The sequence below is a fragment of the Neisseria sp. 83E34 genome (genome assembly GCF_001308015.1).
In the GTDB taxonomy this organism is placed as follows: domain Bacteria; phylum Pseudomonadota; class Gammaproteobacteria; order Burkholderiales; family Neisseriaceae; genus Neisseria.
In genome coordinates this window covers 66696-91453 of record NZ_LGYH01000003.1, presented here as the reverse complement: position 1 = coordinate 91453, position 24758 = coordinate 66696, and the positions used below count along the sequence as shown (strand labels likewise).

Here is a 24758-nt window from a genome sequence, read left to right as displayed (position 1 = left end):
GGCTTACTCAAAACCCATAATCACAATAATAAACTCAGTAGTTTAATTTGAACGAGAGAATCATCATGAAATCCGCTTTTCACATCATTGCGGGCATGGCCATGCTTGCATTTTCATCCGCCCACGCAGCGTCTTGCCAAATTAACGACACATCCGGTATGCCGGTAAACGTGCGCTCCGATCCCGACGGCCAGCTCATCGGCCAATTAAAAAACGGCACGCGCGTGCAATCCGACCTTTCCAGCGTGGGCGGCTGGGTGTATATTTCCTGGGACAAACCCGCATTAAACAATGCAAACAGCGGCTGGGTTTACCGCTCGTTTCTCCGCTGCAACAAATAACATTTTCTGCTAACAAGGAACACACTATGCGAATGCTGCACACCATGCTGCGCGTGGGCAACCTCGAAAAATCACTCGCTTTTTACCAAGACGTTTTGGGCATGAAGCTTCTGCGCAAGAAAGATTACCCCGAAGGCAAATTCACGCTGGCATTTGTCGGCTACGGCGACGAAAAAGACCATACCGTTATCGAGCTGACCCACAACTGGGACACGGATGCCTATGATTTAGGCACGGGCTACGGCCACATTGCCATCGAAGTGCCCGACGCCTACGCTGCCTGCGACGCCGTGCGTGCCAAAGGCGGCAACGTCGTGCGCGAAGCCGGCCCGATGAAACACGGTTCCACCGTGATTGCTTTTGTGGAAGACCCGGACGGCTACAAAATCGAGTTTATCCAAAAAGGCAGCGGCTCAGATACGGTGAAATACGGATAAACTTGGCCGGATGACCAATTGAAAGATGCCTGTCTGAAAACTTTCAGACAGGCATTCTTTTATTTATCAAACATTTCCGCACTCAATAACGTGCATCTTTCGGCTTATCGCCCTTAGGCCAGTCATTCACCTTGCCGGCAAAATCCGGGCGGGGTTGGTGGGTGAAATATTCGGCAATGTCCACCGCGTCTTGGTCGCTCAACACGCCGCCTTCGCCCCACATGCCGTGCATTTGTGCGCCCATCGGCATAGCGGCTTTGATAAAGGCGGCGGCTTTGTAAGTGCGTGCCATGCCTGCACCTATGTTAAACGATTCGTCGCCCCACAAAGGTGGGAAGGCATAGCTGCCGGTGCCGTCGCGTTTGCCTTCGCCGTTGCTGCCGTGGCAGGTGGCGCAGTGTTGGGCGTAGAGTTGTTTGCCGCGCTCCGGGTTGGGCACCAGTTTGGTGTCGATGGGCACGGCGTTCACGATATCGACACGCTGCCCTTTAGGCACATCTTGTCCCACCCATTTGATGTAGGCGAGCATGGCCTGCATGGCTTCGCTGTCTTTCGCCAACGGCTTGCCGTTCATAGAGCGCTGGAAGCAGCCGTTGATGCGGCCGGCCAAATCGATTTCCTTGCCGGGCCGCGGCATTACGCGCGGATAGCGGTTGTAAGTATTGATATAAGGATTGCCGCCGGGCACTTTACCCTGCGCGATGTGGCAGCTGCTGCAATTCATGTGACTGCCAACATGTTCGGGCAACAGGCGTTTGGTGTCGTTCATCAGCCTCTGGCCGAGGCGGATTTGCTCGGCGTTGGGCTGTTTGTCGATATCGCTGTCAGGCGGCACAATGTATTCGCCGACCACTTTTTTATGCTCGCCCTCTCCGGTAACAATGGGATAGCGGCCGGGTTGCCGCGTTGCTTCTGCTTGCCGGCTTGCCGGTTCGCTGCATGCGGTTAAGCCCAGCCCGAAAAACACGGCGGTCAGTATGGCGTATTTATTCATGATGCGCTCCTGCTGCGGCTTGTGGAACAAAATTCGGTGCTTTGCCGTTGACGAAATCACGGATTTCAGTCACTTCTTTCCGGCTCACTTCAGGTGCCTGATTGCTCCAGCTGTTGCGTACAAAATTCACCAAATCGGTAATGTCTTCATCACTCAAATGCTTGAAGGCAGGCATGCTGAATGTCATCGCGTCATGCTGGCTGCCGGGTGTGCGCCCGCCTTCCAGCGTAACTTGAATCACCGATTGGGGATGCTTGGAATAAACCGCACTGTTTTGGTTTAATGCAGGGAAAATGCGTGCCACACCGTTGCCGTCTGCACGGTGGCAGGCCATGCAGTGTTCGGCATAGAGCAGCGCACCGCGGCTGCTGTATTTGCCGCTGCGCAGCATGGCGGTGGTGGTATCCAGCTTCGCGGGAAGCTTGGCTTCCTGATGCGGGGCAGGCGACAAGGTTTTCAGATAGGCTGCCATGGCTTGAATATCCTCCGGCAGCCAGTAGCGCGTGCTGTGTTCCACCACTTCGGCCATCGCGCCGAATGCGGCGCTGCGTTCGGTGCGGCCGCTGGCGAAAAAGTCAGCCAACTCTTCGGCTTTCCAAGATGCCAAACCGCGTGCATCGCCACGCAGGCTTTTGGCGCGCCAGCCGTCAATCACGGCTCCGCTGAGGAAATGTTGCCCGTCTTCGCTTAAGGCTTTTTCCTGATAAGCCACGCCGCGCGGTGTGTGGCAGGCGCCGCAGTGGCCGGGGCCTTCCACCAGATATTTGCCGCGGTTGATTTGTGCGTTGTAGCGTTTGTCTGCCACAAAATCACGCTGGGGTGCAAACCATGCCTGCCAGTAAGCCAGCGGCCAGCGCCAGTTCAGAACGGGCGGGATGGTGCTGGCGGCATTTTCCTGTTTAACGGGCTGGACGCCTTTCATGAAATAAGCATAAAGCGCCTGTATTTCGTCATCAGGCATAATCGCGTAAGACACATAAGGCATGGCGGGATAAAGCGGCGTACCGTCGGCACGGATGCCGTGTTGCACTGCGGCTTTAAACTGAGCGTAATTATATGAACCGATACCGGTTTCTTTATCGGGCGTGATGTTGGTGCTGTAAATTGCACCCAAAGGCGTCTGCATCGCCAAGCCGCCCGCATAAGGCTGGCCGGAAGGCGCAGTGTGGCATGCGAAGCAATCGGAAAGCCTCGCCACATATTCGCCGCGCCGGATGGTTTCTTCATTGAATTCGACGGCAGTTTGACCCGCTTCGCCGTGCTGCCGGGTAAGCCATTTACTGCCGCCATAGGCTCCACCCAGCAATACAACCGCAAGCAAAACGGTTTTGCTGAACGTGTTCATGGTGTTCCTTCACTATTTCTCTTGTTTTTTGATGTTGTTATTACTTTTGTTTTCAGGCTGCTTTAAGACAAATTCGCCTCAATAGATATTTATATCATACATTCAATATATAACTTATCCATGCCCGATGCTATCGCAATCTGTCGGTAAATCCATATCGTTTGACTTATCTCAATCAAAACCTCAGTTTTTTGTTTCGATATAAACAAATGCCTGTCTGAAAATGTTTCAGACAGGCATTTGTTTGATTAATTAAGAATTATTACTCTTTCAGCAGGCTTTCGTCCAAAGTGAGGTCTTCGTTTTTGTTCACTTCGATTTTACGCGCCAGCACATCACGCGCGATATCTTGCGCTTCGAGCAGCGAGTGCATTTGGTAAGTGCCGCACTGGTATTCGTTTAGCTCGGGGATTTTGCTTTGATCTTGCACTTTCAACACATCCTGCATGGAAGCAAGCCATGCGTCGGCCACTTTTTGCTCATCGGGCGTGCCGATCAGGCTCATATAAAAACCGGTGCGGCAGCCCATCGGTGAAATATCAATGATTTCAACGTCTGCGCCGTTTAAATGGTCGCGCATAAAGCCGGCAAACAAGTGCTCCAGCGTGTGAATACCTTTTTCAGACAGGATTTCCTGATTCGGCACGCAAAAGCGCAAGTCGTAAACGGTAATGTCGTCGCCTTTTGGGGTGCGCATGGTTTTGGCAATCCGCACGGCAGGCGCGTGCATGCGGGTATGGTCGACTTTGAAGCTGTCCAACAAGGGCATTGCGGGTTCCTTTTTGATGTTTATCCGGATGTAGATGATAGCATTTTTTAGCCGCCGGCCGCAGATGCGGATGCCTGTCTGAAAAAATTACTTGCTTTCTTTAACACTTTATTAGCACCGGATGGCGTATACTGCTAAGCAATCAACATCATCTGCGAATTAATGTTACGCAGTTTTAAAATGAAATCATTAAAACAATAACAATTCCACAAAGCCTATAAAATAATTCAATAATAGCTATAACTCAATTTTTCATTACCATATTAAATTTATTTGATATAATGCCTGTCTGAAAAATTAGCAGCTTAATCTGAATCAAGCTTTCAATCCCCATTCTTTAATTTAAGGAATCAAAACAGGAGAATCCGGTTATGGACGTTTCCCTGCTCAGCCGCATTCAATTTGCGGTGAATATCAGCTTTCACATTCTTTTTCCCGTTATCAGCATTGCCTTATCGTGGTTTGTGGTTTATTTCCGCTATAAAGTCGGCAAAACAGGTGATGAGGCCTGGCTGCAAGCTTACCGCTTCTGGACCAAAGTGTTTGCCGTTACTTTCGCAATGGGCGTGGTTTCCGGCGTGACCATGAGTTTCCAGTTCGGCACCAACTGGCCGGGCTTTATGGAGCGCGCAGGCAACGTGGCGGGGCCGCTGCTCGGTTATGAAGTGCTGACGGCATTTTTTCTGGAAGCCGGTTTTCTCGGCATTATGCTGTTCGGGCGTGAGCGCGTGAGCCAGCGCGTGCATATGACGGCCTCGATTGTGGTGGCCGTAGGCACCTTATTATCGGCTTTTTGGATTCTGGCTTTGAACTCTTGGATGCAGACACCGCAAGGCCATTGGGTGGACGCTGAAGGCGTGGTTCATGTAAAAAGCTGGCTGGACGTGATTTTCAGCCCTTCCCTGCCTTACCGCTTTTCACACAAAATCCTTGCATCCGTATTAACCGCCTCTTTCCTGCTGGTCGGCCTGTCTGCTTGGCAAATATTGAAAAAATCAGCCAACACAGCCACGCCCAAAGTGATGAAAACCGGCTTGGCGGTTGCTGCGGTGGCGATTGTGTTGCAAATATTGGCCGGCGATGCGCACGGTTTGAATACGAAAGAATACCAGCCCGCCAAACTGGCCGCCATCGAGGGAGTGTGGCACACTGAAAAACCCGTGCCGCTCACCTTAATCGGCTGGCCGAACGAAGCGGAACAGCGCACGGATTATGCGTTAAAAGTGCCGTATCTCGGCTCGCTGATTCTCACGCACGAGCTGGAAGGCGAAATCAAAGGCTTGAACGAGTTTGCCGACAAACCGCCCGTTGCACCTGTGTTTTTCGGCTTCCGCATTATGGTGGGCGTGGGCGTGTTGATGCTGCTGGTAAGCTGGTACGGCTGGTTCAAGCTGCGTAAAAACCGCTGGCAGCCGCACAACCTGCCGCGCTGGCTGCTTTACACCTTTGCAGGCATGACGTTTTCCGGCTGGGTGGCCACGCTGGCCGGTTGGTACGTTACCGAAATCGGCCGCCAGCCGTTTTTGGTGCAAGGCGTGCTGCGCACCTCCGATGCGGTTACCCGAATCGTGCCTTCAGGCAACGTAGGATTGACGCTGGTGATGTATCTGGTGCTTTATGCCGCTATGCTGCTTTCCTACCTGATGGTGCTCAAATATATGGCGGAGCATCCCGAGCATGAACCGCCGGGCGTGAAACAATTGAAACAAGCGGAGCAATGATATGGACTGGAATTATTGGCTGCCTTTGATTTTTCTGGGCTTACTCGGTTTTGTGATGACCGTGTATGTAGTCTTGGACGGCTTCGACTTGGGCGTGGGCATGCTGCTACCGCGTGCCAAAGCCGACGAGCAAAACGTAATGGTCGGCTCCATCGGCCCGTTTTGGGATGCCAACGAAACTTGGCTGGTTCTCGGCGCCGGCGTGTTGTTTATTGCCTTTCCCAAAGCCAACACCATCGTTTTGGGCAATCTTTACCTGCCGGCCACGTTTATGCTGTTTGCACTGATTGTGCGCGGCGCCGCATTCGACTTCCGTGTAAAAGCCGATGACAACCACAAAGAGCTGTGGAACATTGCCTTTATGCTCGGTTCGGCCGGCATGGCGCTCACGCAGGGCTGGATGCTGGGGCGCTATGTAACCGCGTTCGGCACGGAAATCGGGGATTATCTGTTTTCGCTCGCCATTATGGCAACCGTGCCCGCTGTTTACGTGTTGCTCGCCGCCTGCTGGCTGGTGCCGAAAACCGAAGGCGCGCTACAAGAAAAAGCGCGCCGCTGGGCAAATCAGGCGTGGTGGCCGGTTGTTGGCTGCCTGCTGCTGATTTCGCTGGCCACGCCTTATATCCGCCACAGCATTTTCGAGCGCTGGTTTACTTTCCCCAATATGCTCTGGCTCGCGCCCGTACCGATTCTGAGCGCATTCTGCCTGTTGCGCGCCAAACGGCTGCTGCAAAGCGAAGCCGTGTTGCACAGCCGCGTGTGGCAGCCTTTTATACTTACCGTGCTCGCTTTGGTATTGTGCGCCATCGGCTTGGGCATCAGCCTTTACCCTTACGCCGTAATCGGTCAGCTTACTGTGTGGGAAGCCGCCGCCAGCGTGCCGACTTTGGTGATTACACTGATCGGTGTGTGTATTACCGTGCCGTTTATCATCGGATACAGCATTTTTGCCTATTGGGCGTTCCGCGGCAAAGCCACGAATTTAACTTACGGCTAAACCGCCATATTATTAAAAATGCCTGTCTGAAAAATGATTTCAGACAGGCATTTCCGCATTCATCTAGCCATGCCAGAAATAACGCACGATATGGAAAAACACCGGTGCGGCAAAGCAGATGGAATCTACGCGGTCAAGCATGCCGCCGTGCCCCTGAATCATATTGCCCCAATCTTTTACGCCGTGATCGCGTTTGATGGCCGACATCACCAAGCCGCCGAAAAAGCCCATCAAGCACACCATCAAGCCGATTCCGGCGGCCTGCCAGGCGGTAAACGGGGTAATCGGCGCCATCAGCGCGGCCAACGCAGTAGCGGAGGCAATGCCGCCTACAGTGCCGGAAACGGTTTTGGAGGGCGAGAGCGCAGGCATGATTTTCGGGCCGCCAACCAGCTTGCCCCAAACATATTGCAACACGTCGCTGACCTGCACTACACCAATCATAAAAATCAGCAGCAGGATATTGTTTTGGTTGGCAAAGCCGTCGAGATTGAGAAACAAAAGCGCGGGCACATGCGAGAGGCAGAAAATACAGATCATTGCCATCCATTGCGTTTTCGCCGTGCGCTCAAGAAAGTTTTCCGTGTTGCCGCTCATGCTGGCGATAATCGGCAGCAAAAGAAACCCGTAAATCGGGATAAAAACGGAAAACATGCCGTACCATTGATCGAATACAAAATAATATTGCACAGGCAGCAAAACATAAAAACAGGCAGCCATGCTGTAATAATCGCTGCGACGGCGGTAAACCAAGGTCATAAACTCACGCAGCGCGGCAAAAGAAATCAGGAAAAACAAAATGGTCGTGCCCGCTCTGCCGAACAAGAATGCCGCAAGCAACACCAGCGTCATAATCCACCAGGCATAAATACGCGCATTGAGGTTGGTAATGGTGGCATTTTCCGCACCATGTTTGCGCTTAAGCCATTGCCCGATTGCGCTGGCAAATACCAACACCATAAACACGCCGGCAAAAATCCAGCCGGCTTGCGGAACCATTATCATACATTTTCCCCTTTTTCCCGGCATTTCACCGCCGCCTCCTGCACATTTTTGGGCGCCAGCGCCAGCAAGGCGTTGCGTGTGCGGTCGAGAAAAGCCTGTTTGTCTTCCCCGTTCTCCAGCCGCAGCGGGCTGCCGATGTTCACATCACACAAAAGCGGTACGGGCAGGATTTTGCCTTTGGGCAGCACACGGCTGATATTGTTAATCCATAAAGGCACGAATTCGGTGTCGGGCTTGGCTTTGGCCAAATGGTAGATGCCGGTTTTGAAAGGCAGCAAAACCGTGTTGTCATCCGTGTTGCGCGTACCTTCGGGAAAAATAATCAGCGAATCGCCGCTATGCAGCGCCCGGCTCATCTGCTCGGTAACCGCTTGCGGGTTGTCGCTGTTGCGCGGAATCAGCAAGGCGTTGAACACATTTTGAATCATAAAACGCTTGAAGCGGCTGCCCAGCCAGTAATCCTCCCCGGCAACGGGGCGCGTGTTCATGCGCCAGCGGCGCGGCAGGGAAATCCACACCAGCACAAAATCGCCATGGCTGCCGTGGTTGGCATAATAAACTTTCTGCTGTTGGCTGAAATTAAGTTCGCGCGAAGATTTTGGGCGGACACCGGTTAAAAAGGAAACGAAAAGACATAAAGCTTGGTCTGTTATCCAGGCCAATTGCCGTGTGATTAAATTCATCAGTTTTCTTCTATTATTATGTTTTCAGACAGGCATCATTGATGGCAATCAGCCTTTGTGTAATACCCGTCAGCGGTATAGCCCGTGCTGCTCGATATAACGCTCGACCCTGCGGTCAACCAAACCTTCCAGGCCGGCACCTGCGCGGACTTTCTCACGGATTTCGGTAGAACTGATATTGCTCAAAGGCGCCTGAAGCAAATGCAGGCTGCCGTCTTGCAAGGCCTGCCCCAGCCATTCGTGCAAGGCTTTCGGCGCATGATTGAGCTGCTCGCCTTCGCGCGCTGCCACGGCAATATCAACCATTTTTACCAATGATTGCCAGCGGCTCCATGTATGCAGCTGCAATAAGCTGTCCATCCCCATCAGCCAGTAAAGCTTGGTTTGTGGAAATTGCTGGCGAAAAATCTGAATGGTGTCAAACGTGTAAGTCGCCCCTTCGCGCACGATGTCGCAATCGCTCACAGCAAAACGTTCGTCATCCGCAACAGCCAGCTCGGTCATCGCCAAACGGTGTTTTGCAAGCGTGCGGCCGGTGTCTTTGTGGTAAGGATCGCCTGCCGGCAGAAAAATCACGGTATCCAAACCCAGCTCGTCGGCAAACGCGCGGGCGATGTGGAGATGGCCGTTGTGTATGGGATCGAAAGTACCGCCGAACAGGCCGAGTTTTTTCATGTTCAGAATCCTTTATCGGTTTTCAGACAGGCATTATATAGTTAAACGGCTTTAAAACATGAGCCCTAACCTTCACAAAATAAAAAAAACCGCATATGCGGTCTTTCAAAAGGTAATCTCAGCTCAAACCGCCGAAATTGCGGCGGAAATACACCAGTGCGGGTGCATTATCCAATTCTTTCTGATGCACTCGGATTTCTTCTATCTCGACAAAAAACACTTCGTGCGTGCCCACGGTTTGATGCTGCACCACTTTGCCGTGCAGATGCGCCAACGCGCCCTCAACCTGAAGCTGGCCGGTGCTGCCGCGGTGCCAAATATGGTATTCGAAACGTTCTTCCGGCGACAACTTGGTCATGCCGGCAAAATGTTCGGCCACATCCTGCTGATCGGCAGCCAACACATTGATACACAACCTGCCGTTTTCCAGTAAAACCGGCAGGATAACCGACCGCCGGTTAATACAGAGAATCACGGTAGGCGGCATGTCGGTTACCGAAGAAACGGCCGTCATGGTAATGCCGTATCGGCCGGCCGCGCCATCCGTGGTAATCACATGCACTCCGGCGGCACACACCGACATGGCGTTTCTGAAATCCTGCTGCAATATTGGTTCTTCTTTGCTCATGGCTAATGCATCAACTCTCAGGTTCGTCTGCATTCTTTTGGCCGATACCTTTGAGCTCTCCAAGCAATGCTTGCAGCTGTTGCAATTTCTCGCGCGAAATCATGGTTTCGATAAGATCGTAGCGTTCATCGACTTTTGCCCGGGTTTTATGGTAAAGCTGCTCACCTTCTTCGGTCAGCTTTAAAAACACACGGCGCTGGTCGTTTAAAGGCTTCAAACGGATCACCAACCCCACTTTTTCCAAACGCGACAAAATGCCGGTGAGGCTCGGCCGAAGAATGCAAGCCTGCTCGGCCAGGTCTTGGAAATCCAACGTGCCTTGTTCGGCCAGCAAGCGGATAATGCGCCATTGCTGGTCGGTTACGCCCGCCGCATTCAGAATCGGGCGGAATTGGGTCATCAGCGCTTCGCGCGCCTGAACCAGGCTGATACTGATAGACGCATGTTTTGAAGAAGTGTTCATAAATCCGGCTTCCTTATTTGCTCATTTGTTTTTGGATGTACGGTTCTGCAAATGACTGTATTGCAGGCTCTATTCAATGCTATTCCGTTTGGCAAACTGAAATTTTAAGCAAGAAATTAAAGTTTACGAGTCATGATATAGTCTTCTTCGTGTTCATGAGCAATTTCAAAACCTGCTTTTTTATACATGCGCACTGCATAGTTCGCCTTTTGAACCGACAATGACACTTGCTTATATTCTTGCGCTTTCAAAGTCAAAAGCATTTGTTTCATAAGTTCTGTACCAATACCCAGATTTCTATATTCTCTGAGAAGTGAAATCGAAAGAGATGGTGTTTCATCATTAATATGCCCGCAATCATTTAAGATACGGGTCCATATCGCGCCCACGACTTTTCCCTCAACTTCTGCAACATAACAGACATCATTTTTCTTGCCGAAATCTGCAATATATATTTGTAAATCGGGATGTTTTATAATGCTTTTGGGCGGTGCCTGCACTCCGTCAGGAATAAAAATCGCCTCATACAGAAATGTATCCAGCAGTTTGGTTTCATATTGCTTTAATTCTCTTATTGTATAATTCATGTTGGCCCCTGATATAGTCAATCAACTTAATTTTTGATACAAGGCAGCAAGCCAAAGACAGTACAGCTAGTACGTGACTGATTTTGTTGCTGCTTGAGCAGCTTACAAAATTGTTCTGCTTGAGCTAAAGCGCGGCAACGCCGTAGCAAAAGTTAAGTTGATTGACCATGCTGGTAATGCTGCTTTGAGCTTCTTCATTTAAAGTGTTCCGCAGCGGTGTTATGTGTACCCGCGGCTATTCATTCAATGCACGATAGCACAATGATATCGTATACACGCAACCGGCCATTTAAATATATACGTTTTTTTCAGACAAGCTTCGGGCATAATTTTACACAATCCTTAAATACCATGCCTGTCTGAAAAGGATTTTTTATTGATGCAACTCCGGCTCGCCTTGAACTGAGTATTCAGTTTTGGCTATACCTTAATCCATCCCAACTATATCCGCCACTTCCATACGCGCCAAAAGCCCGCCCAACGGATGCGCCGCATCAATCAAGCCGTGCCGTTTGCAGCAATCCAGCGTTGCCACCATGGCATCATTCATGAACAAGCCGGCAGCCATTGCTTCCATCAGTTCATCAATGCCCATCAATCTGAACTCGGCCACTTCGCCGTCTTGATTTTCAGGTTGCACACCCTCTTCCAACACCACATCAAAAATATGCAGCCATTCGCGGTGCAGCCCGCGCGGCACACTGCGCAAACTCAGCAAACGGTTCCTGAAAACCGCATTGTGCAGCACATGCTCCTCCAGCCCGGCTTCCTCCCAGCCCTCGCGCAACATCGCCTCGTTAACCGACTCGCCACAAGAAATGCCGCCGCCCACCACGTTATCAAACTTATCCGGATCTACCGCTTTCAGCGGACTTCTGCGCCCGATCCAGAAGCAGGTTTCACTGTTTCGCTCCGCCAGCCCGTTGATATGCACCGCTTGGCTAAGCAAACCCAACGGTCGGAATGCAGAACGCTCCAGCGCAAACAGAAACTGCCCTTTGCTATCGTACACACCGAATTGCTCATTGCGCCAACCATAAAACTCACCCTGAGCATGCCAGCTTTGCGTGATGCTTTGCAAAGCATCGCCCATCATCAGCCAATCCTGACTCAGGAGATTAAGCGCATCGGTTTCCCGTTCCATTCCACCCGGCCAGTCACGCTCCAGCAATGCACGCCAGCGCTGACTGATAAAACCTAAAGGCAGGCCGTTGAGCTTCAAAACATGCCACGCATCACGCTCAAAAGTAAATCTGCCACTTATCTGCTGCAACAGCTTATCCTGCTCTACCCCTGTAAATGGGCGGGAAAAACGAAACGTATTCATAAAATACTTCAATATTCCTTATTAAAACTTCACTTAACGTTGATTTCCGCCATTGTAGCAAAATCAAAATCATCAAATCAGTATGAAACTGAACATTTCCCGCCCCGCCTTACCTCAGCCGGATTACCTATACTGCCTGAAACCCAGCGCCTTATTATGAAATATATGTTTCACAATCAGAAAACAAATCATTCAAAATGCCTGTCTGAAAACTTTCAGACAGGCATGTCTAAATGTTAAAGGCAGAAACCCGGTCCGTACTTAAATTCCGCTCTGCCTATTTTAAATATTCGCACCGGCTGCAACTTTTTGCTATCCTTAAACTATCTTTAATCCAATACCTGAATGAAATACAAGGATCACGCCATGACGCCCTCCAGCGACATCATTATCGTCGGCGCCGGCCCTGCCGGTTTAAGCTTCGCCCGCACTCTGGCCGACAGTGGTTTGCGCATTACCATCGTCGAAAAAAGCCCGCTTGAAAGCATACAAAATCCCGCTTACGACGGCAGGGAAATCGCGCTAACCCATTTATCCAAAGAAATTCTGGAAAAGCTCGGCATATGGCAACGCATCCCCGAAAACGAAATATACCGGTTAAAAGACGCCAAAGTTTGGAACGGCGATTCCACCTACCAGCTCTATTTTCCACAACCCTCGCAAGCACGTGGCGGTAAAACCGACCGCCTCGGCAACCTGATTTCCAACCACAACATCCGCAAAGCTGCCTATGAAGCCGTGGTAGAGCAGGAAAACATAGAGTTAATCTGCGGCGTGGGCGTTAAAGAAGCTAAAACTACAGCAGAAGAAGCGCGCATTCTGCTGGATAACGGCCAAACCCTAACCGCACGCCTTTTAGTTGCTGCCGACAGCCGCTTTTCGCAAACCCGCCGCCAGCTCGGTATTTCATGCGATATGCACGATTTTGGCAGAAGTGTGATTGTATGCCGCTTCAAACACGAACATTCCAATGAACATACCGCCGTGGAATATTTCCAATACGGTCGCACACTCGCCCTATTGCCGCTGGAAACACAGCTGACCAATTGCGTGATCACCATCGACAACGACCTCGCAGACAGCATTCTTTCTCTCTCCCCCGAAGCCTTTGCCGCCGATATCGAACGGCAGCTCAACGGCAAACTCGGCAAAATGGAAGTAGCAGGCACAACCCACACTTATCCGCTGGTCGGCGTGCATGCCAATAAATTTTGCACTACCCGCGCCGCTCTCATCGGCGACGCCGCCGTCGGTATGCATCCCGTTACCGCCCACGGCTTCAATCTTGGCCTGGAAAGTGCCGATATTTTGGGTAAGCTGATCAACGACGCCGCCCAAAAAGGGCAAGATATTGGCGCAGCCTCTCTATTGGAAAGCTATAACACCAAGCACCAGCTCAACACCCGCCCGCTCTATCACGGCACCAACGCCATGGTACGCTTGTTTACCAACGAAACGCCGCCTGCCAAACTTTTGCGCGACATTGTGCTGCGCGTGAGTAATAACCTGCCGCCGCTGAAAAAGCTGATTACCCGGCAGCTCACAGGATAAACGGTTTACGCAACGCAAATGCCTGTCTGAAATATTCAGACAGGCATTGTTTTCAGCAAACTGCTATGTTTAGTTAACCGGCAGCTTGCATCGGGAAAAAATCACCGAAATAATTTTGGCTGATCGATCCGTTACCGCCCATGATGTCCCAAGACATGCTTGCTCCCTGCGTGTCGTCAGCAGAGAAACCGGCCGCATCAAGAATTTGCTCCTCATCAAAAAATTCTTGATCAATATCAAAATTTTGATAATTCATACTGCTTCCTTTCTTTTAGAATTATGGTTTGTTTGCTTCACAGTTTTTGAATTGCATGACAGAAACAAAACTACCGCTAAGTGAAATAAAACTACCGCATGTGGAAGTCGTAACTATACCAATAAAAACTGATCAGCAATATCACACATTAGATAATTTTTTGTTAAATTTTATAATCCGTGTGATTATTTATTTTATTTACATGCAGTTAAGACTTGAATCCGCCAGAACAGTTCAACAACCATAAGAAACAATAACTTATAAAACTAAAACAAAGCGTACAAACATCATAAAATTAACTTGCCAATCCTTTGCCAATACTGAAATTATGCGAATTCAATAAAAACACCTCAAACAAAATCGTACATTTTTTTACAATTGATTACTCAATATAAAATGCTTTATGTATGATATTTCCTACATATTTGCTGTCTAAAATAACAGCCTTGATTCATATCAAACAATCATCTCGTTTTTTTGCGTTATATTTATTTTTATTTATAAATATTCATTTATGAAAAATAACTACTTTTTCATATTTATTGAGCATAATATAGCTGTAAAAATTGAATTTTCATACAAAGCATCACACTTTATGGGCGGCAGAAACCGATCCTATTGCTACCTTAGCAACTTACGAAACCGCTCCCTTAAAGCCCAATAAAAGACAACATCTTAATAGATATGAATTTTTTATTGAAATTCCTAAAAGCGCGCATAGTGCCATGCCTACCTGAAAAACCACTTTTCAGATAGGCATTCCCCCATCCCTCATAATTCTGGTTTGACCCAATTAAGCATGACTTGTTACCGAGTAAATGGCTTAACCACATATATAAAAAAAGCAATAGGCCGGGCATTCAATCCGGCCTATTGCTTTTCAAACAAGTTAAAAAAATTTAACGCTGCCTGTTTGCTTTTTTGGTTTTTACCGTTTGCTTCGGCATAGCTTTCTTGGTCGGGCAATAATGCGCCAGTGCCGCTTTCTGAGCAGCCTCGTCCTCTGCATAAGGAGAGATATGAACATTGGTACCTTTATCAGCAGCTACATATACTGTTTGCCCCCGTGTATTGGTCACGCCGTGGTATTGATAGGGTTGCTCATCACATACATTCAATGTATAACGCACTCCGATCAGCGGCTTGCCGTTATCGGTTAAATTCAGCCACGCGCCACTGTTACCTTTTCCGATCCGTTCAAGTAGCACGAAACCGTCTTCCGGCACTTGGGTGTCAAATAAAAACAATGGTGTCATGCCTTGGGCGTCAGTTATGCCCAGATACACGCCTTCGTCGGCGTTGGCAAAGGGCAGATTCCCTGCTTTGTGCGCCAGCATAAAGGGTTTGTTTACGGCCAGTATGCCGGTGTTCGGTTCAAACAAAACAAAACGATAACCTACCCGGCCCTCACCCACTCGTGGCGCCCCTTGTGCATCATTCATAAACCCGAAAGGCGGCAAAATCTGCGGCCGGGCAATGCGGTTCATTGCTTGCTCGTGCTGCATGCTGCTACATGCGCCCAACAATAATACGGTGCTGAGCATTGCGGCGATTTGTCTCATAGTTGCGTCCTTCATTATTTAAACCGTTGCAGTTGTGCCCAACAAATCTTCCAGTTTCAAATCAATGGATCCGTCTTTGATATAAATACTGTTTTCATACACATGCCCGTCCTGCACACCGGTAAATTTCAGTGTTCTAATTTCCGGCTCCCAAATCAATTTGGACGTATCCACTACATCGCTGAAACTGATTTTGTCGTAGCCTTTCACGAAATCGGTAATCACATCATGACCGCTATTGCTGTTGAATGTGAACACAAAAGTGTCTTTACCCCGATTACCGGTAAGCGTGTCATTGCCTGCATTGCCGATGATGATGTCGTCTTCATGGCTGCCGATTAACGTGTCATTGCCGCCTTGCGGGTTGGTGTCGATCAAGTCTGCATAATGTTTATTGACATAATTGAACAGATCCCAATCTTTCATGATTTGGATTTTCTGTTCTATCGTTTTTTCTCCACTAAAGAAATAAAACATCCCATCCAACTGCTGTTTGAATGCTTCGGAAGCGTAATCATGATTCGATTTCAGATAGGCACGCAAACCGTCAATCGAATTATCAAAATCACTACCTTTAATGGTTACGCCGCCCGACTCCCAAGTTAGCTTGTCAATATTCAGCCGATCACCAACCAATACATTGGAATTATTGTAAGTATTCAAGGTCTCAACGCCGGCCTCAACATGACTGTCGGTTGCAGGAGCGGTTTTATAAGCATCCCCAACCAGCAGGCCGGAATCGGTGAAATACCCTTTCACATTAGTTACCGTGGCATTACGGTTGTCGCCGGACCATACAGACACATTGTCGTAATACATATACGCATAGGGATCTAAATGTGCAAGGTCAATAAGAGAAAGCTTAAGCTCAGAAGTAACGCTTTTCACGCCGTTGCTGATAGTGTATTTCACAGCAGGCACATCATAAAGCGTGCGGTGGTTATTAAACACATAGGAACCGTCTGCATTTAATGTGAATGCACCTTCGTTTAATTGTGCTGTATCACCTGCCTGATAAGTTAAACCGTTCACTTCAAAACCAGTTACAAAGATATTGCCTACTTCTTTACCATCCAGTTTGTTGCTGGCATTTTCCAACACATTATGAGAAATAGGATCGTATTCATTTTCATCAGTCAACTCTCCCGCTTTAGAAGTATTATCCAATACCAAGCTTAACTTAGAAGCTTTAGTCCGTTTACCTCCGCTTACGGTATAGGTAATCTCAGGAAGCTGCCACACACCGATCGGGGCATTTTTTGCCGCCAGATGGTAACTGCCGTCTGCATTCAACACGAAGCTGCCGATGTCTTTAATTTGTGCGGTTTGACCCACGCGGTAAGCCACGCCGTCAACCTTGTAGTCTGTTACGATATAATTGGCATTTTCCAACACATTGCCCCGCCCGCCATCGCCTTCGAGCCTGTGGTTTTCATCTTGGTCTTTGGGCAACTCATCCATCTGCAAACGCAGCACCGAAGATGACGCTTTATAACCATTACTCACGGTAAATGCGATTTCAGGCATTTTCCAACGGTTGTTTGGCAGGTCTTTGCTGTTGATAAAATATGAACCGTCACGGTTGATGGTCACCAAGCCCAAATTCTTCACTTCTACGGTTTCACCCGCCGCATAATAAACACCGCGCACGCTAAAGCCCGAAATATAAGGCTTGTTGTTTCCTACATATTTATCCAGCAAATTGCCGGTTTCAATACGGCTTTCCAAAGCATGGGTTTGATTGAGATTGGCAAACACATTGGCTTTGGTATTGGCTTCTGCATAATGGTTGGCGGCAATGGTTGCCGGCAGATTGATGGTTAGGGTTGATTTGTCGGCTTTCAGACCCTCTTCAGTCAGGATATTAACGGTGTATTCCACTTTCGGCATTTTCACCGATGCAACGCGCTGCCCTTCCACAGAAAAATGGTAGCTGCCGTCTTTATTCAGCACGAAAGTTCCCAGACCGAAAATCGCTGCTTTCTGGCCTGCCTGAACTTCATCCCGTTAATCACATAGTCTGCCACTTCCTGCACCGGATTGCCCAAATGATAAAGCTTTCCCTCCAACACAGAGCCGCTTACACTGCCTTTGGCATTAACCGTTTCATCGGCATCCGGATAAGCCGGATAAGTATCTGCAAAGCTGATTGTCAGCGTAGATTGGTCTGTTTGCCCGCCGCTTCCAACCGTGTAGCCCACATTAACCGGCTCTCCCGGTGTTTTGTCTTGATATTGGTGATAGAGCACATAAGTACCGTCGCTCTTAAGGGTGAAATTGCCGGTTGATTCGCCTGCCGAATAAGTTTTACCTCCGTAAGTAAAATCCAAAACCTTTACTTGGTTGTTAGCAGTGTTGGCAACATTCAGTAAAACATTTCCTTTTATCAAGCGCGTTTCGCCTACATCAAGCGCGATTTTGATGCTTTCATCGCCATCTTGCAGCAGTGGTTGTGCTTTATTAAATACAACCGCCCCCGTGTTTACTTGCCCGCTATTTCCAGATGCAGCCGCCGAAGCATGTACCACTTGACGTTCTACATCTACATGATTGTTCTTCATCCTCATACCTTTCTAAAAATAAACAGCTACACAATTTCATCATTTTCAATTGAATTGCATTTTATTCAAGTTGATTATATTTTTACAGAACAATGTTTAATTTATGTCAATAGAAATATAGCAACCTAATTGAAAGCAGTAACAAAAAGGCAAACCCTAACAATAAAAAAATAATGCCTGTCTGAAAACTTATTTTCAGACAGGCATTTATTGTTATATTCCAATAAAACCAACCAGATTTTATATATACATATCGCATATCATATTACAAATCCAATTCATGCCATAAAGCATCAACCTTAGCCACGGTTGCCTTATCACGCTCAATCACCCTTCCCCACTCACGATCGGTTTCCCCCTGCCATTTGTTGGTGGCATCCAAGCCCATTTTGCCGCCCAAACCTGAAACGGGGCTGGCGAAATCGAGGTAATCGATCGGCGTGTTTTCCACCAACACCGTATCGCGCACGGGGTCCATGCGGGTGGTAATCGCCCAAATCACTTCTTTCCAGTCGCGGCAGTCCACATCGTCGTCCACCACCACAATGAATTTGGTGTACATAAACTGGCGCAGAAAACTCCAGCAGCCCATCATCACCCGCTTGGCGTGCCCCGCATATTGTTTTTTGATGCTGACCACGGCCATGCGGTACGAACAGCCTTCAGGCGGCAGATAGAAATCAACGATTTCGGGAAACTGCTTTTGCAACAGCGGCACGAACACTTCGTTCAATGCCACGCCCAGCACGGCCGGTTCGTCGGGCGGTTTGCCGGTATAAGTGCTGTGGTAAATCGGATTCTCGCGCATGGTGATGTGTTCCACCGTAAACACGGGGAACCAATCCTGCTCATTATAATAGCCGGTATGGTCGCCGTAAGGCCCTTCCAGCGCGGTTTCATCAGGGTGGATAACACCTTCGAGCACGATTTCGGCACGCGCGGGCACTTGCAAATCGCTGCCGATACATTTCACCAATTCGGTACGCGAACCGCGCAGCAAACCGGCAAACTGGTATTCGCTCAAGGTATCCGGCACCGGCGTTACCGCGCCCAAAATGGTGGCCGGATCGCAGCCCAACACCACCGCCACAGGGTACGGCACGCCGGGGTGGGCTTTTTTATGCGCCTGAAAATCCAACGCGCCGCCGCGGTGTGCCAACCAACGCATAATCAGCTTGTTTTTGCCGATAAGCTGCTGGCGGTAAATGCCTAAATTCTGGCGTTTTTTATGCGGGCCGCGGGTAACGGTAAGCCCCCATGTTACCAACGGCGCAACATCTTCCGGCCAACAATGCTGGATCGGCAGTTTGCTTAAATCGACATCGCCGCCTTCAATCACGATTTCCTGACACGGCGCTTTTTTCACCACATTCGGCGCCATGCTCCAAATATCTTTCAGCAGCGGCAGTTTGGAAAACGCGTCTTTAATGCCTTTGGGCGGCTCCGGCTCTTTCAGATAAGCCAGCGTTTTGCCGATTTCGCGCAGCTTGTCCACACTATCCGCCCCCATGCCCATCGCCACCCGTTCGGGCGTGCCGAACAGATTGGCCAGCACGGGAAAATCATAACGCGAACCATCTTGCCGCACCGCATGCTCGAACAACAAAGCCGGCCCGCCGAAGCGCAATACGCGGTCGGCAATTTCGGTCATTTCCAAATGGGGAGAAACCGGCAAGCCGATACGCTTGAGTTTCCCTTGCGCTTCAAGCTGGCTGATAAATTCTCTTAAGTCTTTATATTTCATATAATTAACTGATAAATAAACCTGTCGAAACATTTTCAGACAGGCCTGTCTGAAAAATTTGCATTATAAAAGTGTTTTCAGACAGGGCAATTTTTAATTTTACCACTTTAAACAAAGCACTTGATCCCGGCATAAACCGAAACCAAGTGCTTGAAATACCCCTTTAATTATAGAAAAGAGCTACTTTATACAATGTCTATTGCCGTACCTTCAAATACAGCCATTGTCTGTGTGGGTGTGGAAGTACCTTCTGAATATTTGGAAAAATCAGGATTGGAAATAATCTTATCGGCAAAAACAAAATTTTCCAAATCATAACCTTGATTGAAGAAAGACTGTAATTCAATAGAATCTTCAGCGTTATAACCGGAAAATATCAAACTGCTGCCGGATTTGACAAATTTCACTTCAGATGATTTGATGCCGTCGAAACGGATGGTATCCGTACTATTGTCAGACTGATAATTGTTGATGGAGTCCTGACCGTGCCCTTTGCCGAATACATAAGTATCAGCGCCGTTGCCTCCTGTCAGGCTGTCATTGCCGATGCCACCGGTTAAGACATCGTTGCCGTCGTCTCCTGATAGGCTATCCGATCCACTTCCTCCATCCAAACTATCTTTTCCGGAAGAGCCGTTTAACGTATCATTGCCACCTAATCCCGACAGCGTACTACCTGTTGCATAAGCATATAAAGTGTCATTTTGTTCCGTACCTTTAATCACCAGTTCTTTTATAGCGGCTACATCCAGTTTGCTTTCATCATCGAAGAGAATCTGATCCACTTGATAACCGCCATCTCCATCCTTACTAAAGTAATTATTAACCCATACCGTTCCAGCGCCATCTTTAGCCGTAATATGCAAATCATTAGATGAGCGGGTAAAACAAAATCAGCTTGTTTCCAACCCTCAGTGAAGTGAATGGTATCGGTGCCGGCCTCATCATGGTTATAAACAGTATCTTTACCAAAGTTTTTACCGAAGATATAGCTGTCGTTTCCTTCACCGCCGTTAAGGGAGTCATTGCCGATACCGCCGATTAAGGTATCGTTCCCGCCTTTACCCTCCAACGTATCGTTTCCATTCCCGCCTTCCAGCGTATCCGCTCCGGCAGCACCATACAGATAATCATCACCGCCCAAACCGGCAAGTTTGCTGCCTTCCGCATACGCATAGAGATTGTCGTTCTGCTCGCTGCCGACGGTAACCAAATCTTTCAGCGCCTCAGCATTCAAAGTAGCGCCGCCGTCAAATACGATTTTTGCGCCGCCTATGCCGTCGGTGCGGAAAAAATTGCCCACTGAAATTTCTCCCGTGCCGTCTTTGGCGGTAATAACCAAACTGCTGTTTGAACGGGTAAATACCAAATCAGACTGAGTCCAACCGTCTGTTAAGCGGATGGTATCGGTTTCTTCGGGATAATCGTTTTGAATGCTATCTTTGCCGAAACCTTTATCAAAAATGTAGATATCTTCGCCTTTGCCGCCGTTCAACGCATCATTACCGCTGCCGCCGTGCAGTTTGTCGTTGCCTTCCCCGCCTTGCAGCGTGTCGTTGCCGTTACCGCCGGATAACAAATCATCTCCGGCACCGCCGTATAAAGTATCGTTGCCGCCCAAACCGGCCAGAGTGTTGCCTTCCGCATAAGCATAAAGCGTATCGTTTTGTTCCGTGCCTTTAACAACCAACTGCTTAACAGCCTCCACATCCAACACCGTACCGTCATCAAAAAGAATCTGGTCGATCTGATAGCCGCCAGCACCGTCCTTGTTGAAATAGCTGTTTACCGTTATTTCTCCGCTGCCGTCTTTTGCTGAAATCATCAGACTATCGTATGAACGGGTAAAGCTGAAATCAGACTGTTTCAATCCTTCGGTAAAGCGGATGGTATCGGAGCGGCCTTCCGAAGTGTCGTGATTGCTGATGGAATCCTTGCCGAAATTCTTGCCGAACACATAAGAGTCCGAACCCGCACCTCCGGTTAGAGCATCATCACCCAAACCGCCTGTTAAAACATCATTACCTTCGGCACCTTGTAATGTATCGTTTCCAATGCCACCATCCAGCTCGTCATCACCGGCAGCGCCATACAAATAATCATTACCCCCCAAACCGGAAAGCTTGCCTCCTGTTGCCACGGCATAAAGCGTATCGTTTTGCTCCGTACCTTGAGTAACTTGAGCACTTACCGCTTCGCCGTCCAGCTCCGTGCCGTCATCGAAAACAATTCGGTTGATTTGTTTGTCCACACCGTCTTGTGTGAAATAACCGCTGACGGAAACCACACCTGTGCCATCTTTGGCAGCGATAATCAAATCATTGCTTGAACGTGAAAAAGTGAAATCTTCCTGCTTTAATCCTTCTGTAAAGCGGATGGTATCGGTGCCTTCGGTATCGTTGTTATAGATCGCGTCTTTACCGAAATTTTTACCGAAGATATAGCTGTCGTTTCCTTCGCCGCCGTTAAGGGAATCATTGCCGATACCGCCGATTAAGGTATCGTTCCCGCCTTTACCCTCCAACGTATCGTTTCCATTCCCGCCTTCCAGCGTATCCGCTCCGGCAGCACCATACAGATAATCATCACCGCCCAAACCGGAAAGTTTGCTGCCTTCCGCATACGCATAGAGATTGTCGTTCTGCTCGCTGCCGACGGTAACCAAATCTTTCAGAGCCTCAGCATTCAAAGTAGCGCCGCCGTCAAATACGATTTTTGCGCCGCCTACACCGTCGGTGCGGAAAAAATTGCCCACTGAAATTTCTCCCGTGCCGTCTTTGGCGGTAATAACCAAACTGCTGTTTGAACGGGTAAAGCTGAAATCAGACTGTTTCAATCCTTCGGTAAAGCGGATGGTATCGGAGCGGCCTTCCGAAGTGTCGTGATTGCTGATGGAATCCTTGCCGAAATTCTTGCCGAACACGTAAATATCCGAGCCTTCGCCACCCGATAAATGATCATTGCCCGCACCGCCAACCAACACATCGTTGCTGCCCCGGCCATTCAAAGTATCATCGCCGCCTTCGCCGAACAGCACCCCGCCTTCCAGCAACACATTACCGACCGCTTTCGTTTCCAGTCTGTTGTTGGCCGCATCGCCGACAGAACCGTTTAACTCAGCTAATAATTTCAAATCATCAAGATTTTTGGTGCTAAATACAGCGCGCGCAAAACTCGCCCATTCTTTTCTAAACTCTACCGCAGCAGAAGGATTAAAAGTAAGAGCATCTAATACGGCTTCTATAGCTGAAGCTGCACCTTTAGCATTTTTTGCTTGAATTTGCTGATAAATATAACCACTGATACCATCCCAATCTATCGTCATCTTACCATTTGCATCTGTTTTAACCATTTCCACACCTAAAGCAGCTGCATAAATTTTCTGCATCCTGATGCTACCTGCCACATACTCAGAAAATTTAACAAATTCATTTTCTAAAGCTTGGCCTGCATTCGGCCCTGGATTACTACCCCAACCACTTTGCTCAAATGACTTATCTGAAAGTTTTTCCAAAACAGCCAACTTTCTGGCATCCACATTCTCACCTCTGCTATTGGGCAGAATATCGGTCACGCCGGTCCATTGATATATCAACGCATTCAGCTTGTCAGCAGAAGGATTATCTATTCCCAAATATTCTTTCAATTGAATCAAAAGGGTTTGGTCTTGCGATACAGCATCACGTAAGCTGTAAACCTTGCCAAACGGCATAATTTCGGGCAATTTAGCTATTTCTTCTGTATGTGGAAATTGCTTGATATAAGTTGTACGAGCTCCATCTGTTTTAAACCATACATCTACCGCATCAGATGTGTGTCCATCTTTCCAAATAGCAGAAGAAGCCTGCTTATGCGCATTACCGTTTTCATCTACCGTGTTTGTTTCCGTATATTTCAAATTTAAAGAAATAATTCCAGCATCATCCAAAGATTTTAATTCGCCTACATCTGACACACCATCAGAATCAGCATCCTGCCAAACCTTAAATTCCTGCCAGCGTGTATCCTTCGCGTCAAGCAAACCATTATTGTTAGAATCATACTGTTTCAGCGCTTCAAAACCATTATCTGCAAACTTTCCGTCTGTAAGCAGTGAATTATTGCCAAACAGTTCACCACCATTATCAATCATACCGTTAGCATTCATATCCAAAGCCAACAACCCGTCTTCTCTGGATACCCAACCGGTTTGTTTTGCAAAGCCGCTCTTATTATGGTCAAAATGAATATTATTACCGAGCCCGAGCGTTTTCACGCCATCACCGTTAAGATCGATAATGATCGGTGAAACCATTTGAGCCGCATCATCGGCAGATATGATGAGCTCCCGCGCCCAGTCGATAAAGGTATCATCCAAATCAACATTATCCAGCCATTCCTTTGCTTTTTTCTTATCCTCATCGCTAATCGGAATGACCTTAACACCCTCGGGATCATGACCGGCTTCAAACCATGAATTAAGGTCGGAAGAAGGTATCGGCTTGCCTGAATCAACATCAACCACAATAAACCCTTGCCCCGCATCCGTAACAATATTTTGTAATGAATGACTGTTCCATAAACCATCCACTCCGTCGCCTTCGGTTTTAGAAAGATCCTGCCAATATTTTTCCTGCACTTTTTTGCCTGCATATTTCCCAACCAAACTCATCGGATACTCCAAAGTCCAATTATTGATATTGAGGCCATGATCCTTAAAAACACTTTCATGAAAGTCACGCATATCTTTGAATGAAACATCTTCTGTAGTTTTCCCACCCCCATCATTAATTTTTTTTCCAAAGAATTCAAATAACTGTTCGCCATATCGATCCGTATATTGTTTAATTGGCTCTCTGAAAAGGTTTTACCTGAAGAAGCGGCCATAAAGTTCAATGCCGCCTGCCCGGTAACTGTTTTACCTGAGGCTACACCGCCCGCCCAGCCCGCATAGGTGTAACCCTTGTTTTGCAGCGACTGATAAACCGAAATCGCGCCGCCCACACCATTCTTATTTATTTGGTCTTTATAATTGTTGATATCTTGTTGGGTAATTATTCCTGCCATCATTCATTCTCCTATTAATAAACTACACATTAAATAGGCCTGCCTGAAACAGCTTGTGTACACCGC

The 24758-nt window shown here is 48.4% G+C and carries 23 protein-coding genes; 5 read left to right on the top strand and 18 right to left on the bottom strand.

What is annotated here, in order from left to right:
• Nucleotides 1-65 precede the first annotated feature (65 nt).
• Together AKG09_RS04120 and gloA are read left to right on the top strand one after the other, a co-directional pair.
• Nucleotides 66-341, top strand: coding sequence for an SH3 domain-containing protein (locus AKG09_RS04120; protein ID WP_054618216.1), 276 nt, complete (start codon nt 66-68; stop codon nt 339-341).
• A gap of 26 nt (nt 342-367) precedes the next feature.
• Complete coding sequence (gene gloA, locus AKG09_RS04115) at nt 368-778, top strand: lactoylglutathione lyase (RefSeq protein ID WP_054618215.1); 411 nt, start codon at nt 368-370, stop codon at nt 776-778.
• A gap of 82 nt (nt 779-860) precedes the next feature.
• Here gloA and AKG09_RS04110 read toward each other — a convergent pair whose 3' ends face one another.
• The 3 genes from AKG09_RS04110 to luxS form a co-directional block, all read right to left on the bottom strand.
• Nucleotides 861-1772, bottom strand: coding sequence for a c-type cytochrome (locus AKG09_RS04110; RefSeq protein ID WP_054618214.1), 912 nt, complete (start codon nt 1770-1772; stop codon nt 861-863).
• On the bottom strand, nt 1765-3117 hold the full coding sequence (locus AKG09_RS04105; RefSeq protein WP_054618213.1) for a cytochrome c: 1353 nt from the start codon (nt 3115-3117) through the stop codon (nt 1765-1767). Before AKG09_RS04105 ends, AKG09_RS04110 begins: the two co-directional genes overlap by 8 nt.
• A gap of 262 nt (nt 3118-3379) precedes the next feature.
• Complete coding sequence (gene luxS, locus AKG09_RS04100; protein WP_054618212.1) at nt 3380-3886, bottom strand: S-ribosylhomocysteine lyase; 507 nt, start codon at nt 3884-3886, stop codon at nt 3380-3382.
• Nucleotides 3887-4257: 371 nt separating this feature from the next.
• Between luxS and AKG09_RS04095 the strand changes: the two genes are divergently transcribed.
• On the top strand, nt 4258-5607 hold the full coding sequence (locus AKG09_RS04095; RefSeq protein ID WP_054618211.1) for a cytochrome ubiquinol oxidase subunit I: 1350 nt from the start codon (nt 4258-4260) through the stop codon (nt 5605-5607).
• A 1-nt stretch (nt 5608) separates the two neighbouring features.
• On the top strand, nt 5609-6604 hold the full coding sequence (locus tag AKG09_RS04090; RefSeq protein WP_054618210.1) for a cytochrome d ubiquinol oxidase subunit II: 996 nt from the start codon (nt 5609-5611) through the stop codon (nt 6602-6604).
• 63 nt (nt 6605-6667) lie between these two features.
• On the opposite strand, the gene AKG09_RS04085 is transcribed toward AKG09_RS04090, so the two are convergent.
• The 7 genes from AKG09_RS04085 to AKG09_RS04055 all read right to left on the bottom strand — a co-directional run bounded on the left by AKG09_RS04085 (nt 6668) and on the right by AKG09_RS04055 (nt 11972).
• Entirely contained in the window at nt 6668-7609 is a 942-nt protein-coding gene (locus AKG09_RS04085) for a phosphatidate cytidylyltransferase (protein WP_231623896.1), read from the bottom strand.
• On the bottom strand, nt 7606-8292 hold the full coding sequence (locus AKG09_RS04080) for a lysophospholipid acyltransferase family protein (protein WP_369814079.1): 687 nt from the start codon (nt 8290-8292) through the stop codon (nt 7606-7608). Before AKG09_RS04080 ends, AKG09_RS04085 begins: the two co-directional genes overlap by 4 nt.
• 69 nt (nt 8293-8361) lie before the next feature.
• Nucleotides 8362-8967, bottom strand: a complete 606-nt coding sequence (nadD, locus tag AKG09_RS04075) for a nicotinate-nucleotide adenylyltransferase (RefSeq protein ID WP_054618208.1) — start codon at nt 8965-8967, stop codon at nt 8362-8364.
• 118 nt (nt 8968-9085) lie between these two features.
• A complete protein-coding gene (hpaC, locus tag AKG09_RS04070; protein WP_054618207.1) occupies nt 9086-9595 on the bottom strand; it encodes a 4-hydroxyphenylacetate 3-monooxygenase, reductase component in 510 nt (169 codons plus the stop codon).
• A 10-nt stretch (nt 9596-9605) separates the two neighbouring features.
• On the bottom strand, nt 9606-10058 hold the full coding sequence (gene hpaR / locus AKG09_RS04065; protein WP_054618206.1) for a homoprotocatechuate degradation operon regulator HpaR: 453 nt from the start codon (nt 10056-10058) through the stop codon (nt 9606-9608).
• 116 nt (nt 10059-10174) lie between these two features.
• Nucleotides 10175-10645 (bottom strand): GNAT family N-acetyltransferase, encoded by a 471-nt coding sequence (locus tag AKG09_RS04060; RefSeq protein WP_054618205.1) that lies wholly within the window; start codon nt 10643-10645, stop codon nt 10175-10177.
• A gap of 427 nt (nt 10646-11072) precedes the next feature.
• On the bottom strand, nt 11073-11972 hold the full coding sequence (locus AKG09_RS04055) for an NUDIX domain-containing protein (RefSeq protein WP_054618204.1): 900 nt from the start codon (nt 11970-11972) through the stop codon (nt 11073-11075).
• 366 nt (nt 11973-12338) lie between these two features.
• Between AKG09_RS04055 and ubiM the strand changes: the two genes are divergently transcribed.
• Nucleotides 12339-13523: a 5-demethoxyubiquinol-8 5-hydroxylase UbiM gene (gene ubiM, locus AKG09_RS04050; RefSeq protein ID WP_054618203.1), complete on the top strand. Its 1185-nt coding sequence runs from the start codon at nt 12339-12341 to the stop codon at nt 13521-13523.
• A gap of 73 nt (nt 13524-13596) precedes the next feature.
• Here the strand turns inward: ubiM and AKG09_RS04045 are convergent, their stop codons facing one another.
• From AKG09_RS04045 to AKG09_RS04005, 8 genes are all read right to left on the bottom strand, one after another.
• Nucleotides 13597-13779, bottom strand: a complete 183-nt coding sequence (locus AKG09_RS04045; protein ID WP_054618202.1) for a hypothetical protein — start codon at nt 13777-13779, stop codon at nt 13597-13599.
• A gap of 899 nt (nt 13780-14678) precedes the next feature.
• Nucleotides 14679-15341 (bottom strand): hypothetical protein, encoded by a 663-nt coding sequence (locus AKG09_RS04035; RefSeq protein WP_054618200.1) that lies wholly within the window; start codon nt 15339-15341, stop codon nt 14679-14681.
• An 18-nt stretch (nt 15342-15359) separates the two neighbouring features.
• Nucleotides 15360-17294, bottom strand: a complete 1935-nt coding sequence (locus AKG09_RS04030; RefSeq protein ID WP_054618199.1) for a M10 family metallopeptidase C-terminal domain-containing protein — start codon at nt 17292-17294, stop codon at nt 15360-15362.
• A complete protein-coding gene (locus tag AKG09_RS04025) occupies nt 17288-17902 on the bottom strand; it encodes a hypothetical protein (protein WP_054618198.1) in 615 nt (204 codons plus the stop codon). The genes AKG09_RS04030 and AKG09_RS04025 overlap by 7 nt, the downstream gene beginning before the upstream one ends.
• Before the next feature lie 265 nt (nt 17903-18167).
• A complete protein-coding gene (gene ubiD, locus AKG09_RS04020) occupies nt 18168-19646 on the bottom strand; it encodes a 4-hydroxy-3-polyprenylbenzoate decarboxylase (protein WP_054618197.1) in 1479 nt (492 codons plus the stop codon).
• Between the two features lie 185 nt (nt 19647-19831).
• Nucleotides 19832-20506, bottom strand: a complete 675-nt coding sequence (locus tag AKG09_RS04015; RefSeq protein WP_369814081.1) for a calcium-binding protein — start codon at nt 20504-20506, stop codon at nt 19832-19834.
• Nucleotides 20389-24297: a calcium-binding protein gene (locus tag AKG09_RS12180; RefSeq protein ID WP_054618195.1), complete on the bottom strand. Its 3909-nt coding sequence runs from the start codon at nt 24295-24297 to the stop codon at nt 20389-20391. The genes AKG09_RS04015 and AKG09_RS12180 overlap by 118 nt, the downstream gene beginning before the upstream one ends.
• Complete coding sequence (locus tag AKG09_RS04005) at nt 24294-24695, bottom strand: hypothetical protein (RefSeq protein ID WP_054618194.1); 402 nt, start codon at nt 24693-24695, stop codon at nt 24294-24296. Before AKG09_RS04005 ends, AKG09_RS12180 begins: the two co-directional genes overlap by 4 nt.
• Between the last annotated feature and the right edge of the window lie 63 nt (nt 24696-24758).

Excerpts from the sequence above, each read along its gene's own strand:
- AKG09_RS04120 (WP_054618216.1), top strand. The coding sequence starts at position 66 with ATGAAATCCGCTTTTCACATCATTGCGGGCATGGCCATGCTTGCATTT.
- gloA (WP_054618215.1), top strand. The coding sequence starts at position 368 with ATGCGAATGCTGCACACCATGCTGCGCGTGGGCAACCTCGAAAAATCA.
- AKG09_RS04110 (WP_054618214.1), bottom strand. The coding sequence starts at position 1,772 with ATGAATAAATACGCCATACTGACCGCCGTGTTTTTCGGGCTGGGCTTA.
- AKG09_RS04105 (WP_054618213.1), bottom strand. The coding sequence starts at position 3,117 with ATGAACACGTTCAGCAAAACCGTTTTGCTTGCGGTTGTATTGCTGGGT.
- luxS (WP_054618212.1), bottom strand. The coding sequence starts at position 3,886 with ATGCCCTTGTTGGACAGCTTCAAAGTCGACCATACCCGCATGCACGCG.
- AKG09_RS04095 (WP_054618211.1), top strand. The coding sequence starts at position 4,258 with ATGGACGTTTCCCTGCTCAGCCGCATTCAATTTGCGGTGAATATCAGC.
- AKG09_RS04090 (WP_054618210.1), top strand. The coding sequence starts at position 5,609 with ATGGACTGGAATTATTGGCTGCCTTTGATTTTTCTGGGCTTACTCGGT.
- AKG09_RS04085 (WP_231623896.1), bottom strand. The coding sequence starts at position 7,609 with ATGATAATGGTTCCGCAAGCCGGCTGGATTTTTGCCGGCGTGTTTATG.
- AKG09_RS04080 (WP_369814079.1), bottom strand. The coding sequence starts at position 8,292 with ATGAATTTAATCACACGGCAATTGGCCTGGATAACAGACCAAGCTTTA.
- nadD (WP_054618208.1), bottom strand. The coding sequence starts at position 8,967 with ATGAAAAAACTCGGCCTGTTCGGCGGTACTTTCGATCCCATACACAAC.
- hpaC (WP_054618207.1), bottom strand. The coding sequence starts at position 9,595 with ATGAGCAAAGAAGAACCAATATTGCAGCAGGATTTCAGAAACGCCATG.
- hpaR (WP_054618206.1), bottom strand. The coding sequence starts at position 10,058 with ATGAACACTTCTTCAAAACATGCGTCTATCAGTATCAGCCTGGTTCAG.
- AKG09_RS04060 (WP_054618205.1), bottom strand. The coding sequence starts at position 10,645 with ATGAATTATACAATAAGAGAATTAAAGCAATATGAAACCAAACTGCTG.
- AKG09_RS04055 (WP_054618204.1), bottom strand. The coding sequence starts at position 11,972 with ATGAATACGTTTCGTTTTTCCCGCCCATTTACAGGGGTAGAGCAGGAT.
- ubiM (WP_054618203.1), top strand. The coding sequence starts at position 12,339 with ATGACGCCCTCCAGCGACATCATTATCGTCGGCGCCGGCCCTGCCGGT.
- AKG09_RS04045 (WP_054618202.1), bottom strand. The coding sequence starts at position 13,779 with ATGAATTATCAAAATTTTGATATTGATCAAGAATTTTTTGATGAGGAG.
- AKG09_RS04035 (WP_054618200.1), bottom strand. The coding sequence starts at position 15,341 with ATGAGACAAATCGCCGCAATGCTCAGCACCGTATTATTGTTGGGCGCA.
- AKG09_RS04025 (WP_054618198.1), bottom strand. The coding sequence starts at position 17,902 with ATGAAGAACAATCATGTAGATGTAGAACGTCAAGTGGTACATGCTTCG.
- ubiD (WP_054618197.1), bottom strand. The coding sequence starts at position 19,646 with ATGAAATATAAAGACTTAAGAGAATTTATCAGCCAGCTTGAAGCGCAA.
- AKG09_RS12180 (WP_054618195.1), bottom strand. The coding sequence starts at position 24,297 with ATGAGTTTGGTTGGGAAATATGCAGGCAAAAAAGTGCAGGAAAAATAT.
- AKG09_RS04005 (WP_054618194.1), bottom strand. The coding sequence starts at position 24,695 with ATGATGGCAGGAATAATTACCCAACAAGATATCAACAATTATAAAGAC.